General features: G+C 37.9%; 16 protein-coding genes. 11 read left to right on the forward strand and 5 right to left on the reverse strand.

Features of this window, described 5'->3' with window-relative positions; translation table 11 throughout:
• Positions 1-66 precede the first annotated feature (66 nt).
• From GM698_RS07255 to GM698_RS07270, 4 genes are all read left to right on the forward strand, one after another.
• The gene (locus GM698_RS07255) at positions 67-624 is read left to right on the forward strand and encodes a UPF0149 family protein (RefSeq protein ID WP_159628488.1); all 558 of its coding nucleotides are present in this window, start codon (positions 67-69) and stop codon (positions 622-624) included.
• A 70-nt stretch (positions 625-694) separates the two neighbouring features.
• Positions 695-1759: a uroporphyrinogen decarboxylase gene (hemE, locus tag GM698_RS07260; protein ID WP_176811880.1), complete on the forward strand. Its 1065-nt coding sequence runs from the start codon at positions 695-697 to the stop codon at positions 1757-1759.
• 113 nt (positions 1760-1872) lie between these two features.
• Entirely contained in the window at positions 1873-2463 is a 591-nt protein-coding gene (locus tag GM698_RS07265; RefSeq protein WP_209289175.1) for a YjaG family protein, read from the forward strand.
• Positions 2464-2579: 116 nt separating this feature from the next.
• A complete protein-coding gene (locus GM698_RS07270) occupies positions 2580-2870 on the forward strand; it encodes an HU family DNA-binding protein (RefSeq protein WP_225981410.1) in 291 nt (96 codons plus the stop codon).
• A 165-nt stretch (positions 2871-3035) separates the two neighbouring features.
• Here the strand turns inward: GM698_RS07270 and GM698_RS07275 are convergent, their stop codons facing one another.
• The 4 genes from GM698_RS07275 to rsgA are packed head-to-tail and all read right to left on the reverse strand — an operon-like array spanning position 3036 to position 5450.
• On the reverse strand, positions 3036-3440 hold the full coding sequence (locus tag GM698_RS07275) for a YcfL family protein (RefSeq protein ID WP_176807340.1): 405 nt from the start codon (positions 3438-3440) through the stop codon (positions 3036-3038).
• Between the two features lies 1 nt (position 3441).
• Positions 3442-3801, reverse strand: a complete 360-nt coding sequence (locus tag GM698_RS07280; protein ID WP_159628483.1) for an HIT domain-containing protein — start codon at positions 3799-3801, stop codon at positions 3442-3444.
• Positions 3802-3813: 12 nt separating this feature from the next.
• Complete coding sequence (rnhB, locus tag GM698_RS07285) at positions 3814-4410, reverse strand: ribonuclease HII (RefSeq protein WP_159628482.1); 597 nt, start codon at positions 4408-4410, stop codon at positions 3814-3816.
• 2 nt (positions 4411-4412) lie between these two features.
• Complete coding sequence (gene rsgA / locus GM698_RS07290; protein WP_176809239.1) at positions 4413-5450, reverse strand: small ribosomal subunit biogenesis GTPase RsgA; 1038 nt, start codon at positions 5448-5450, stop codon at positions 4413-4415.
• A 441-nt stretch (positions 5451-5891) separates the two neighbouring features.
• Here rsgA and GM698_RS07295 point away from each other — a divergent pair, with 441 nt between their 5' ends.
• The 6 genes from GM698_RS07295 to GM698_RS07320 all read left to right on the forward strand — a co-directional run bounded on the left by GM698_RS07295 (position 5892) and on the right by GM698_RS07320 (position 12286).
• On the forward strand, positions 5892-6785 hold the full coding sequence (locus tag GM698_RS07295; protein WP_159628480.1) for a transcriptional regulator GcvA: 894 nt from the start codon (positions 5892-5894) through the stop codon (positions 6783-6785).
• Between the two features lie 72 nt (positions 6786-6857).
• Positions 6858-7541, forward strand: a complete 684-nt coding sequence (gene yjjG, locus GM698_RS07300) for a pyrimidine 5'-nucleotidase (RefSeq protein ID WP_176807337.1) — start codon at positions 6858-6860, stop codon at positions 7539-7541.
• Positions 7538-8521: an HTH-type transcriptional regulator CysB gene (gene cysB, locus GM698_RS07305; RefSeq protein WP_176809237.1), complete on the forward strand. Its 984-nt coding sequence runs from the start codon at positions 7538-7540 to the stop codon at positions 8519-8521. The genes yjjG and cysB overlap by 4 nt, the downstream gene beginning before the upstream one ends.
• Entirely contained in the window at positions 8522-9166 is a 645-nt protein-coding gene (locus tag GM698_RS07310; RefSeq protein ID WP_209289176.1) for a hypothetical protein, read from the forward strand.
• Between the two features lie 159 nt (positions 9167-9325).
• Positions 9326-10963, forward strand: coding sequence for a CTP synthase (locus GM698_RS07315; RefSeq protein WP_159628476.1), 1638 nt, complete (start codon positions 9326-9328; stop codon positions 10961-10963).
• A gap of 96 nt (positions 10964-11059) precedes the next feature.
• A complete protein-coding gene (locus GM698_RS07320) occupies positions 11060-12286 on the forward strand; it encodes a uracil-xanthine permease family protein (RefSeq protein ID WP_209289177.1) in 1227 nt (408 codons plus the stop codon).
• A gap of 45 nt (positions 12287-12331) precedes the next feature.
• Here GM698_RS07320 and nfuA read toward each other — a convergent pair whose 3' ends face one another.
• Positions 12332-12928 carry a Fe-S biogenesis protein NfuA gene (nfuA, locus tag GM698_RS07325; RefSeq protein ID WP_176807332.1) on the reverse strand — a complete coding sequence of 199 codons (597 nt, stop codon included), beginning with the start codon at positions 12926-12928 and terminating at the stop codon, positions 12332-12334.
• A 490-nt stretch (positions 12929-13418) separates the two neighbouring features.
• On the opposite strand from nfuA, the gene GM698_RS07330 reads away from it, so the two are divergent.
• Positions 13419-14777 carry a Na(+)-translocating NADH-quinone reductase subunit A gene (locus tag GM698_RS07330; protein WP_159628474.1) on the forward strand — a complete coding sequence of 453 codons (1359 nt, stop codon included), beginning with the start codon at positions 13419-13421 and terminating at the stop codon, positions 14775-14777.
• Positions 14778-14779 lie beyond the last annotated feature (2 nt).

A 14779-nucleotide genomic window follows, 5' to 3' on the forward strand; every position in this document is an offset into this window, starting at 1 on the left:
CTCACTTAATCGCAAAATTTTTGCTATATTATGCCACTCTTTAGTAAAATCACAAATAATGCAATTATGGCTATAAAAACCCCTCAAGAATTTAAACAATTAATCACTCAATTACAGATTGAAGATACACCAGCAGAGTTTCATGGTTTCTTATGCGGATTAATTGCAGGTGGAATTCAAGATGACTCTTGGAAAACCTTAACCTATCAATTTACTCATGACGGGCACGCTTTTTCAGTTGAACCGCTAACAAAACTTACCGAATTTTATCAACAGCTCACCGAAAGTTTTTTGGAAACCAATACGCTATTTAGTCTGTGGCTACCTGAAAATGAAGAAGATGGTTTTGCTCTTGCAGATGGCATCTACCAATGGGCAAACAGCTTCTTACTTGGCTTAGGCGTAGCTCAACCCAAACTCCAACAAGAAACAGATGAAGTCGGTGAGGCGATTGATGATTTAGATGAAATTGCAAAATTAGGTTACAATGATGAGGATAACAATGAGGAGCTGCTTGAAGCAGGCGAAGAAGTGTTAGAATATTTGCGTGTTTTAGCACTATTTTTACATAGTCATTTTGCTTTGGGTATCGCTAAAGCAGAACCAAAGCCTCAATTACATTAACAAGCGGTTAAATTTTACCAAAACTTTGCAAATGTATTTCGCCCTTACAGAAAAATGAAAGGAAAAAATGATGTCTGAACTTAAAAACGACCGCTATCTAAAAGCCCTTTTACGTGAGCCTGTGGATATGACCCCCGTATGGATGATGCGTCAGGCAGGGCGTTACCTACCTGAATATAAAGCAACTCGTGCCATAGCGGGCGATTTTATGTCGCTCTGTCGCAATGCAGATTTAGCCTGTGAAGTGACTTTACAACCGCTACGTCGCTATGAATTAGATGCCGCTATTCTATTCTCTGACATTCTGACTATTCCCGATGCAATGGGCTTGGGTTTAAGTTTTGGTGCAGGCGAAGGCCCGAAGTTTGCTCGTCCTATCCAAACATTATCTGATGTAAACAACCTTCCAATTCCTGATCCTGAAGGTGAGTTGCAATATGTTATGAATGCCGTACGCACTATTCGCCGTGAATTAAAAGGCGACGTGCCGTTAATCGGTTTTTCTGGTAGCCCTTGGACATTAGCAACTTATATGGTTGAAGGTGGCTCAAGCAAAGCATTTACCAAAATCAAAAAAATGCTTTACGCTGACCCAACACTTCTACACAAATTACTCGATAAATTAGCAGATAGCGTAATTTTATATTTAAATGCACAAATCAAAGCGGGCGCACAATCGGTAATGGTATTCGACACTTGGGGCGGCGTGTTAGCACATAACGACTACCCAGAATTCTCTTTACATTATATGCATAAAATTGTTGAGGGTTTAATCCGTGAAAATGAAGGACGAAAAGTGCCTGTTACCCTCTTTACTAAAGGCGGTGGCTTATGGTTAGAATCGATTGCAGAAACAGGCTGTGATGCCATCGGCTTAGACTGGACAGTAGATATTGCTGATGCTCGCCAGCGTGTCGGCAATAAAGTGGCACTGCAAGGTAATATGGACCCTAGCGTGCTTTACGCAAGGCCCGAACGTATTGAACAAGAAGTGAAGCATATTCTTGCTGGTTTTGGTAGCGGCAGTGGGCATGTGTTTAATTTAGGGCACGGCATTCACTTAGATGTGCCAGTAGAAAGCCCAAAAGTATTTGTTGATGCGATTCATCATTACTCAAAACAGTATCACCTATAATGTATAATCCGCTCTCTTTGTGGGAAAGGAACAAGCGGTTATTTTTTTACAAAACTTTGCAAATTTGTTTCCCTCACTGACAATCGAAAGCGTTAAATAAAAGAGAAAGTAAAATGCGAAACCCAATTCATAAACGTATGGAACGCTTTGAGCCTTGGCAAAATATCACCTTTATGGCTTGTTTGTGCGAAAGAATGTTCCCAAATTACCAGCTTTTCTGTGAGATGACCGAGCAACCAGAAAAAGCTAAAGTATTCCAAAATATTTTAAACTTAGTTTGGGAGTTTTTAACGGTAAAAGGGGCGAAAATTAATTTCGATAACCAATTAGAGAAATTAGAAGAAATCATTCCCGATGTGAATGAATATGCATTTTTTGGTGTTTTACCTGCTCAAGAAGCCTGTGAAGCTCTTTCTGAATTGCTGCATAGTATTATTGCTGGCGCCACTTTAGAACAAGCTATTCGCATTAGCCAAATTTCATTAGGAACAGTTGCAAGCTACTTAGAAATGCAACAAGACAAAGAACTCAGCGAGCAAGAATTGAAAAATTCAGAGGACATTCAAGAAGAGCTAGATGTGCAATGGCAAGTCTATCGGTTACTCAATGACTGTGAAAACCGTGATCTTGATCTCATTTTTGAGTTGAAAGATGAAATTAGACGTAGTGGCATTAGTAATATCGGGTTAAATATCAATCAATGACATCAATATTTATAGAATCTTGTATAATAATACTTTGACAAATCTGAACTTTGAATTAAGCTATGGCAAGGTTTCAATAACTTTTCAGGCGTTTTACGTCATTTATTCAAAACACTATCTTAGAGGATAAAACTATGAACAAAACTGAGTTAATCGATGCTATCGCAGCAGATGCAAATTTAACTAAGAAAGAAGCTAAAGCAGCATTAGAAGCCACTCTTGATGCAATCTCTGCAAGCTTAAAAGCAGGTAACCCTGTTCAATTAATCGGCTTCGGTACTTTTAAAGTAAATGAGCGTAAAGCACGTACTGGTCGTAACCCAAAAACAGGTGAAGAAATTAAAATTGCAGCGGCTAAAGTACCTGCATTTGTTTCAGGTAAAGCATTAAAAGACTTAGTAAAATAAATCTTTTAGCAACAAAAAGCCTAGATAAATATGATCTGCACCTCAAATGGATTAGAAACCATTTGAGGTGCAGATTTTTTATGGCTAAAATAATGATCCTAGTTTGAAATACAAAAGACTGAGCCCTGTAGAGTACATAACGCAGCCTTGAATTGAATTAAAAGTCTAATTTTTTGAGCTCAGATATTTTTCACTCTGCTTGTGTAAACTCCGTAAATAAAGGCGATAATGTTGGCTCTCTGCTGTTGGTTTGATGAATACCACTGTTTGCTTTTGTTTAGGTTGTAGCCATAAATGTTGCCAACCAGAGTGTGCTGAGATGCCATCGGGTGATTGAGTAACACCATCTTTATCATACCAAAAGAGTTTATAAATCACATTAAGTGGAAAATTGGTCAAGTTAGTAGTACTAAAAGTTTTTCCGTTAGTATCAAGCTTGATTTTTCCTGCAATGTCGGCTTCAATATTCACAATAGGTTTTGAACTTGTCGGTAAATAGCTTACTGGTTTACTGGTACAAGCGGTCAAAAAAAGTGAAAAAATTGTAAAACTAAAATAGGATAAACGCATATTATTTTGCCACTAATGGACCTAGTTTTTGCCCACCAAGTAAGTGCATATGAATATGGAATACTTCTTGCCCTGCGTTTTTATTGCAATTCATAATTAAACGGTAACCCTCTTCTGCAATTCCTTCTTCTTTTGCTAATTTTGCTGCAACCGTAAATAAGCGTCCTAATGCCAATTCATCTTCGCCAGTTACGTGATTAACCGTGGGAATGAATTTATTCGGAATAATGAGAATGTGAGTTGGTGCTTGTGGAGAAATATCTCGAAATGCCGTTACAAGATCATCTTGATAGACAATATTTGCAGGAATTTCTTTATTGATAATTTTAGTAAAAATAGTTTCTTGGTACTCTGTCGTCATAAAATTTTCCTTCTAGCCAATTAAACCTAATACTTTTTTTACAGGGGCAAAACTCTTACGATGATAAGGCGTTGCGCCAAATTCGATTAATTTTTCAAAATGCAACTTAGTTGGGTAGCCTTTATGCTTTGCAAAACCGTATTGTGGAAATTGCTTGTCTAATTCGTTCATTTCACTATCTCGTGCAACTTTAGCAATAATTGAGGCTGCACTAATTTCAGCGACTAAACTATCCCCTTTCACTACCGCTTGCGTTGGCACTAAAAATTGGGGTGGTCGATTGCCATCAACTAAGATAAAATCAGGCTGAATATGTAAACCATTAACAGCTCTTTGCATTGCTAGCATAGTTGCGTGGAGAATATTTAATTCATCAATTTCAGCAGGTTCCGCTCGACCAAGAGACCAACTCAGTGCTTTTGTTTTAATTTCTTCAGCTAATGCTAAACGTTTCTTTTCTGATAGCTTTTTGGAATCCATTAATCCTTTAATTGGATTATTTGGATCTAAAATAACTGCCGCAGTAACAACCGCGCCAACTAAAGGCCCACGCCCAACTTCATCAACGCCTGCAATTAACTTTGCATTAGGATATACAAATTCATTCATTATTATACTTCTTCTTTTCTAAAATGGCGTTGGCTTTTAGTTTCTGAAAGACTTTCAATTAAGCGATGATAATTTTCAAATCGAATTGCAGAAATTTGACCATTTTCGACCGCTTGTCTTAATTCACAGCCTGGATCGGTTTTGTGTTTACAATCACGAAATTTGCAAGTGCCTAATATGGATTGAAATTCACGGTAGCCTAAGGTAATTTGCTCTGGCTCTAAATGCCATAGCCCAAACTCACGAATACCTGGCGAATCAATTAATTGACCGCCTTGTGGTAAGTGATACAAACGTGAAGCGGTGGTCGTGTGTTGCCCCAAGCCTGAATTATCGCTTACAGAACCTGTTAGTGCATTCACCTCTGGTAAAAGTTGGTTGATTAGACTTGATTTTCCTACGCCCGATTGCCCAACAAAAATCGATGTGCCTTTCGCAAGATATTGATGTAAAGCGTGCATATTTTCGCCAGTGTCGGCGGATAAACAAAGGGTTTCATAGCCAATGTTTTCGTAAATTTTTAACTGCTCTTGAACCGCTTTTCGTTCAGTTTCATCAAGTAAGTCAATTTTATTAAGCACAATAAGTGCTGGAATATTGGCAGTTTCACAAATCACTAAATAACGATCAATAATGTTCAATGAAAGTGTAGGTACAACCGCTGAAACAATAATGATCTGATCGATATTTGATGCCATTATTTTTATGCCATCGTAATAGTCTGGGCGAGTAAGCTCATTTTTACGTGGAAAAACAGCTTCAATTACACCACTAATGCCTTGTAGTTGCTCGCTGCCTTTACGCCAAGAGACACGATCACCTACTACCACATTTTTTAATGTACGGCGGATATTACAACGAAAAATATCACCCTCTTGGGTCTCGACGTCAGCGTGTTTTACGTGGCGAGTCACAACAATGCCTTGTTGCATTTCGCCTAACATTTCATCTTGCCATTCAATTTCTTTTTTATTGATGCGTTTATGATGATTAGATTTAATTCTACGTTGTTGATTCTGGGTTAATCTCAGTTTACTCAAAGGAATGCTCTGTTATTAAAAACTATAGTGTTAGAATACTATAAAACCTATTTTTATAACAGATAAAGTGAAAGAATAAAAGAGTATAAAGCTAGAATAAATATAATGAATAATATAGAATACGCTCTCGTTTTAATGAGATTTATAAATAAAAAAACCGCCCTAATAATTAGGCGGTTATAAACCAATATGGTTCAAAATATACAGGAAGTGAAACGAGTAACGTCGTTACTCTAGTCTAGTTTCCTAGACCAATATGCAAACACAACATCATACTTAAAATTTAGATATAGAATAAATTCTAAGACTATCCAATAAGTATGAATAGTATTCTATTGTTTCTACTTTTAGCCATCAACCGAATTTTTTTTATTTTAACTATCAGAAAAAATAATGGGCTTACTTTTATTTTGATTAGGTAGTTAATTATATTTGAGTACTATGAACAAAAAACTCCCACCATTAAATGCGTTAAAAGCATTTGAATCTGCTGCTCGCCATTTGAATTTTACTAAAGCGGCAGAAGATCTTTTTGTAACCCAAGCCGCTGTTAGCCATCAAATTAAGTTGTTGGAAGACTTTTTAGGTGTTTCGCTATTTCATCGCCGTAACCGTTTATTAGAATTAACTGAGTTAGGTGCTCAATATTTCTACGAGGTGCAGCCTTTATTGGAACAAATTGGGTTAGCAACCGATAAAGTTCGCCAACAGAGTAGACGCCAAATTCTAACTATTAGTGTGCCTCAAACTTTTGGTATGCATTGGCTAGTACCACGTCTAGCGGATTTCAATAAAAAATATCCTGAGATTGAAGTGCGTATTAAAGGTGTGGATCAAGATGAAGGATTATTGGGTAAAGAAACCGATGTCGCGATTTATTATGGTAAAGGTGATTGGCAGGATTTGGAGTCTATCCGCTTAACTGAATCTCGCATTGTGATTTTGGCATCGCCAGAGTATTTGTCGCAAAATCGTATTCACTCAGCAGAAGATTTAATTAATAAGCATTTGCTACATTCTTCTACTTATAATAAGTGGAAAAGAATGATTGAACATCTTAATATCGCAGATAAAGTTGAGGCAGAAACGGGCGCTATTTTTAGTCATACCTTTATGGTGTTGCAAGCTGCAATGCACCAGCAGGGTGTGGCAATTGCGAATAAAATTTTAGCACAGCACGAAATTGAAAAAGGCACATTAATTGAGCCTTTCCCGACGTCACTTTTTGATGAAAAATCATTCTATGTTGTTTATTCACCTCAATCAGCACAGGTAGAAAAAGTGAAATGTTTCGTTGAATGGATACAACAAAAAATGGCAGAGTGCAGTGCTTAATATCTACAATCTGTTTTTACAAAAAATTATTAAAATGTGACCGCTTGCACTGGTTGTTTAAAAAGGAAAATTATGAAATACCAATGGGTATTGTTTGATGCGGATGAAACCTTGTTTTCATTTAATTCTTATTTAGGCTTGAAAAAAATGTTAGCTCGCTATCAGATTGATTTTAGCGAGCAGTCTTATCAAGAATTTCAAGCAATCAATAAACCGCTTTGGATTGCTTATCAAAATAATGAAATTACAGCACAAGATATTCAAAGACGCCGTTTTGCGAAATTATCAGAACAAACAGGAGTTGATCCATTAAGGCTCAATCAAGAATTAATGGCGGAAATGGCATTAGTTAGCCAACCATTAGACGGTGTTATTGACACATTGAATGCTTTGTTTGGTAAAGTAAAAATGGGGATTATCACCAACGGTTTTACCGCATTACAGCAAAAGCGTTTGGATAATACTCAGACTTCACATTTTTTTGATATTGTGGTGATTTCTGAGAAGATTGGTTTTGCTAAGCCAGATCGTCAAATTTTTGATTATGCTTTTGCCTTAATGGACGAGTTTGATCGCAGCAAAGTGCTGATGGTGGGCGATACCCTTTCCTCTGATATTTTAGGTGGGAACAATGCAGGGATCGATACTTGCTGGCTCAATACATTTAATTTGGAAAATGATACTGATATTAAGCCAACTTATGCCATTAACACAATCAGTCAAATTATTGAGATTGTAGAAGGAACACAAGAATGAAACTACAACAGCTACGTTACATTGTGGAAATAGTCAATCAAAACTTGAATATTACTGAGGCAGCGGAGGTGCTTTATACTTCGCAACCAGGTATTAGTAAACAGGTCCGTTTATTAGAAAGTGAGCTGGGGATTAATATTTTTGAACGTAACGGTAAGCACGTTAAAGGATTAACGCCTACGGGCGAGAAAATTGTGGCAATTGCCCGTGAATTATTAGTTAAAGCACAAAATATTAAATCTGTAGCACAGGAGCAAACGCTTCCCAATAAGGGGGTGCTACGTATTGCAACAACGAATACCCAAGCTCGCTATATGTTGCCTGATGTGATTGAAAAATTTAAAGCTCGCTATCCAGAGGTGAGTTTACATTTGCATCAAGGTTCTCCAAGCCAAATTTATGATGCTTTAATGGCAGGAGAAGTGGATTTAGCCATAACCACCGAAGCACAATATTTGTTTGAAGAAGCAATCTTACTCCCTTGTTATTGGTGGAACCGTTCAGTGATTGTCAAGCGAAACCATCCATTAGCAGCTTTTGTGAACCAAAGTAAAAATTTAACTGTCGAAGAGCTAGGTAAATATGATTTGATCACCTATACATTTGGTTTTACAGGGCAATCAGATTTAGATCAAGCATTCAATAAAGAAGGTATATTGCCGAATATTGTATTTACTGCAACCGATGCAGATGTAATCAAAACCTATGTTCGTTTAGGTTTAGGGGTTGGAATTATGGCATCAATGGCACACACTGAAGCTGACAAAGATTTAGTTGCAATCAATGCCAGCCATTTATTCCAATCAAGTATGACCCAAATTGCATTTAAACGGGGAGCTTTTCTTCGTAACTATATGTATGATTTTATTAATTATTTTTCGCCACATTTAACACGAGTGCAAGTGGAGAAAGCTGAACAATTACGAGATAACAACGCAATCTCAAGATTGTTTGAAACAGTATCTTTAGAGGAGAAATAGATGAAGATTTGGCAGAAACTAACAACCGCGATTCTTGCGATTTTAGGGGTAATTTCGACCGCTTATGCAGAGAGTTATCATATTAAATACAGCTCAAATTACTTAATGCCAGCCTATATTCAATTTAATAACGAGGCAGGAAAATATGATATTCAAGCAAGAATTAATGTGCCGTTATATAAAATTGTATTCCTTGCTAAAGGAACAGAGAAAAATGGGCAATTTAATATGTTAAGTTATCGAGATACACGGAATGGTAAAACCTATGCAATGGCTGAGATTGATTCCAAAACGGTCACATACGGAAAAGTAAAAGAGCCATTAAAAGAAGAAGCGTTAACTATGCCGACTTATGATTTATTTACTACGGCATTCCAGCTAAGTTATTACGATAAATTACCAGAAAGTTTCCAAACTACGAATGGTAAGAAGTTGTATCCAACACTGAATGTGAAGCTACTCAAATCACAAAAAGAGGTGAAAGTTAGCGGTAAGGCTTATCAAGAAATCACCTATAAATTCCGAACCAGTGATAATAAAGACATCACGATAAAAAAATTTGAAGGCGAAAAATTCCCTCGCTACATCGCCTACAGCCGAGATGGCGATAATTACGAGCTCACTTTCGACAGCTTTGTTAAATAAATACAAGCGGTTGTAAAATGTAAATATTTTGCAACCGCTTGTTCGTTTTTAGGATAGCAATTTTTTCTAACTTGCTGTAGACTATGCTCCCGTCCTGATAGTTCTCTTTGAGAGAATGTAATCCTATTTCCAATCCAATTAATCAGTAAAGGCAATAAAATGACAACGAATTATATTTTCGTAACGGGCGGTGTTGTATCTTCTTTAGGTAAAGGTATTGCAGCTGCCTCGCTTGCGTCTATTCTTGAAGCTCGTGGTTTAAATGTCACTATTATGAAATTAGACCCTTATATTAATGTCGATCCAGGTACAATGAGTCCGATTCAACACGGAGAAGTGTTTGTCACAGAAGATGGGGCGGAAACCGACTTAGACTTAGGTCACTATGAGCGTTTTATTCGTTCAAAAATGAGCAAAGCGAATAATTTCACCAGCGGTAAAATCTACTCTGAAGTATTGCGTAAAGAACGTCGCGGCGACTATTTAGGGGCAACAATTCAAGTTATTCCTCATATTACAAATGAAATTAAAGCACGTGTACTTGAAGGTGGAAAAGGTCGTGATGTGGCGATTGTTGAGGTTGGCGGCACAGTAGGTGATATTGAATCCCTCCCATTTTTAGAAGCATTACGCCAATTAGCGGTCGATATCGGTCGTGAAAAAGCATTATTTATGCACCTCACTCTTGTGCCTTATATTCCAACTGCAGGCGAGGTGAAAACGAAGCCAACTCAGCATTCAGTGAAAGAGTTGCTTTCAATTGGTATTCAGCCAGATGTGCTGATTTGTCGTTCAGATCGTTCGATCCCTGAAAACGAGAAGAAAAAAATTGCCTTATTCTGTAACGTGCCAGAGCGTGCGGTCGTTTCATTAAAAGATGTGGATTCCATTTACCGTATTCCTGAATTATTGAAATCGCAAGGTTTAGATTCATTTGTATGTGAGCGTTTTCGCTTAAATTGCCAAGAGGCGGATCTTTCAGAGTGGGAGCAAGTACTATACCGCCAAGCGAACCCGACAGGAGAAGTAACTATTGGTATGGTAGGTAAATATGTGGAATTGCCAGATGCGTATAAATCGGTGAATGAAGCGTTAAAACACGCAGGCTTAACCCATCGTTTAACGGTGAATATCAAATATATTGATTCGCAAGATATTGAAACCAAAGGCACGGAACTATTAGCTGGCTTAGATGGTATTTTAGTTCCAGGTGGTTTTGGCTATCGTGGTGTCGAAGGTAAAATCCGTACGGCACAATATGCTCGTGAAAATAATATTCCTTACTTCGGCATCTGTTTAGGTATGCAAATTGCCTTAATTGAATACGCTCGTAATGTAGCCGGTTTAACTGAAGCAAATTCTTCTGAGTTTGATAAAAACTGTCCTCAGCCAGTGATTGGTTTAATTACCGAATGGCAGGATGCAGAAGGTAATGTTGAAACTCGTTCTGATGAGTCGGACTTGGGGGGGACAATGCGTTTAGGTGCACAACAATGCCACTTAATTGAAGGTTCAAAAGTACGTGAATTATATGCTGCAGAAACGATTGAAGAACGCCATCGTCATCGTTATGAAGTGAATAATAAATTATTGCCACAAATTGAGGCGGCGGGGCTAAAAGTAACAGGTCTATCAGCCGATCGCAAATTAGTAGAAATTATTGAACTACCAAATCACCGTTGGTTTGTGGCAGCACAGTTCCACCCTGAATTTACATCAACCCCGCGTGACGGTCACCCGTTATTTGCTGGTTTTGTAAAAGCAGCCAAAGAACATCAAGAAAGCCGTAAGGCTTAATCCAGCTGACAAGCGGTTAAATTTGCCAATTTTTTGCGAAATTGACCGCTTGTGACTATCTATCATTCGTTAATTCAAACAGAGAGTTGAAACAAAATGACTAATCAAACTATCAGTGTGCCTAAGCAGGCATTCGTTGGCTTACAAATGTTATTTGTGGCATTTGGTGCCTTAGTTCTTATGCCGTTAATTACTGGCTTAGATCCCAATACCGCTTTGCTAACCGCAGGGATAGGTACTCTTCTTTTCCAACTTTGCACTAAAGGGCAAGTGCCTATTTTTCTCGCTTCTTCATTTGCTTTTATTGCACCTATCCAATACGGAGTTCAACAATGGGGCATTCCTGTTACGATGGGAGGCTTAGTTTTCACTGGCTTAGTTTATTTCCTGTTAAGTACGCTAGTTAAGCTAAAAGGGACGAAAATTCTTGAGAAATTATTTCCACCAGTGGTTGTTGGACCAGTCATTATCATCATTGGATTAGGGCTTGCACCTGTTGCAGTCGATATGGCATTAGCAAAAGGTACGCAGATTGATCCAAATATCGCATTAATTATTTCGATGGCAACTTTAGTGGCAACATTAATTGTTGCAGTGTTTGCTAAAGGAATGATGAAATTGGTGCCGATTATGTTTGGGATTTTAGTAGGCTATCTGCTTTCACTTATCTATGGCATAATTGATTTTACTAAAGTGATTGAAGCAGAATGGTTTAGCCTGCCAACAATTACGACACCTGAGTTTAAATTAGAAGCGATTTTATACTTATTACCGATTGCATTAGCACCAGCGGTTGAACACGTTGGTGGTATTATGGCGATCAGTTCAGTAACAGGTAAAGATTTTATGAATAAACCAGGTTTGCACCGTACTTTATTAGGTGATGGTATTGCAACTTCAACGGCTGCATTTTTAGGTGGTCCGCCAAATACAACCTATGCAGAAGTAACAGGGGCAGTAATGCTTACTAAAAATTTCAATCCACGTGTAATGACGTGGGCCGCTTGTTGGGCAATTGCGATTTCATTTTGCGGAAAAGTGGGGGCATTTCTACAAACTATTCCAGGCGTAGTAATGGGCGGTATTATGATGTTGGTGTTCGGATCAATTGCGGCTGTTGGTATGAGTACACTGATTCGTGCGAAAGTTGATATGGGGCAAGCACGTAACTTGTGTATTGTGTCTGTTGTGATGACGTTTGGTATTGGTGGAATGTTTATCAACGTGGGCGAATTTTCATTGAAGGGAATTAGCCTGTGTGCGATAGCGGCAATTATTATGAATTTAGTGTTGCCAAAAGAGAAAACAGAATTAGAAAATTAATCAAAAGCAAAAGGATAAATCAATGCGATTTATCCTTTTTTACTCTTAATAGTAAGAGTGTTCGCCGTGTTGATGTTCGGTAATATCTCTTACCCCGGCCAATTCATCTGGGAATTGCATTAAAAGTTGTTTTTCAATTCCTTCTTTTAAGGTTACATCAACCATTGAGCAACCATTACAACCACCGCCAAATTGAAGCACTGCGTATTTATCTTCAGTGATTTCAATAAGGGTTACTTTACCACCATGGCTGGCTAGCTGCGGATTGACTTGGGTCTGAATCACATAATCTAAACGCTCAATAAAAGGGGCATCATCAGCCACTTTACGCATTTTTGCATTAGGTGCTTTTAGGGTGAGTTGTGAACCCATTGGATCCGTGACATAATCAATTTCTGCTTCGTCTAAAAACAGTAAACTCATATCATCGACAAAAGCGGAGAAATTATTAAATGTAAATTCTGTATCCGTTTCTTCTACTGCATTCGGCGGACAATAAGACACCCCACATTCTGCGCCAGGCGTGCCTGGATTGACGACAAAAATACGGATGTTTGTGCCTTCTTCTTGTTGCTCTAAAAGCCTTGAAAAATGGGCCTGTGCGGCATCTGAAATTGAAATATGAATCGTTTTCTCTTCCATTTTATCTTGTCCTGTAATAAAAAATATTCTATAAAAATCATCAACTATTCTACGCCTGAATTTGAAAATTGCCTAGCTAAAAATCGCCGCTTGTTTTTGAGATAAGATAGGCTGATTATAACTTGATGGGATAATCGCAAATCAACAAGAAAATTTGACCGCTTGCCTAAAATATTTATACCCATTCATAGGTACTATTTAATTTTACGGAGTAAAAATATTGATTTACTTCAAATTTTGGAAGAGGAAAAGTAAAAAAGAGGGGGTTTTTCTAGCCATAAGGGGGAATTTTTAGGTAGAATAGACGATTATATTTTTAGTTAATCTTTTGTTAAAAAATAATAAAGGTATAGAACAGATTTGAGAACTTAATGTAGCCTTTTGATAAGTGGGGGAATTCGTTTATCAAGTTTCGGCTGCGGCTCAATAGAAGCGATTGCGTTATTCGCAATCATATTTTTAACCCAAAAGAAAAAGTAGTGCAAACAATATGATTACAATCAAACAAGGCTTAGATCTTCCAATTTCAGGAGAGCCTGAGCAAGTAATCCATAACGGTAATACCGTTACTGAAGTTGCTATGCTTGGTGAAGAATATATAGGTATGCGTCCTTCAATGAAGGTGCGTGAAGGTGATGTAGTGAAGAAAGGTCAGGTTCTTTTTGAGGATAAAAAGAATCCTGGTGTTGTTTTTACTGCACCTGCAAGCGGTTCTGTTACGGCAATTAATCGTGGCGAAAGACGAATTCTTCAATCAGTAGTAATTAAGGTTGAGGGTGATGAGCAAATTACCTTTGCTTGTTATGGTGCTGATCAATTAGCTTCATTAACTTCAGAGCAAGTGAAACAAAACTTAGTTGAATCAGGCTTATGGACGGCTTTCCGTACTCGCCCATTCAGTAAAGTGCCTGCATTAGAGGCAAATCCTTCATCAATTTTTGTGAATGCAATGGATACAAATCCACTTGCTGCAAATCCTGAAGTGGTTATTGCTGAGCACCAGCAAGCGTTCTTTGATGGCTTAACGGTATTAAGTCGTTTATTTGAGGATCAAAAAACGATTCATCTTTGTGGTAGTGAGAACTCTCATATTTTAAGTGCAGTACAAAGTCGTCAAATTAGTAATGTGCAAATAAACCGTTTTAAAGGTCCACACCCAGCAGGCCTTGCGGGTACGCATATTCACTTTATTGATTCTGTAGGAATGAATAAGCAGGTTTGGTATTTAAATTATCAAGATGTGATTGCAATAGGTAAATTATTTACTACAGGTGAATTATTTACTGATCGTGTTGTAGCACTCGCTGGTCCACAAGTGAAAAGTCCTCGTTTGGTTCGTACGCGTTTAGGTGCAAACCTTTCTCAACTTACCTCAAATGAATTAAAAGCGGGTGAAAACCGTGTGATTTCAGGCTCAGTATTGTGTGGAACTACGGCAGTTGGTCCTCACGATTATTTAGGTCGTTATGCATTACAAGTTTCTGCGTTGTTAGAAGGGCGTGAAAAAGCATTTTTCGGTATGATCGCACCTTATGCAGATAAGTACTCTATTACACGTACAACGGTTGGGCATTTTGCTAAAAAATTATTTAACTTTACAACTGCTGTGCATGGTAGTGAGCGTGCGATGGTACCAACAGGTGCTTATGAGCGAGTAATGCCATTGGATATTATTCCTACATTATTACTGCGTGATTTAGCAGCTGGAGATACAGATTCTGCTCAAGCTTTGGGCTGTTTAGAGTTAGATGAAGAAGATTTAGCGTTGTGTACTTTTGTGTGCTCTGGTAAAAACAACTGGGGACCATTGTTACGTGAAGCGTTAGATAAGATCGAGAAGGATGGTTAAAA

Source organism: Mannheimia sp. ZY171111 (genome assembly GCF_017750945.1).
In the GTDB taxonomy this organism is placed as follows: domain Bacteria; phylum Pseudomonadota; class Gammaproteobacteria; order Enterobacterales; family Pasteurellaceae; genus Mannheimia; species Mannheimia pernigra.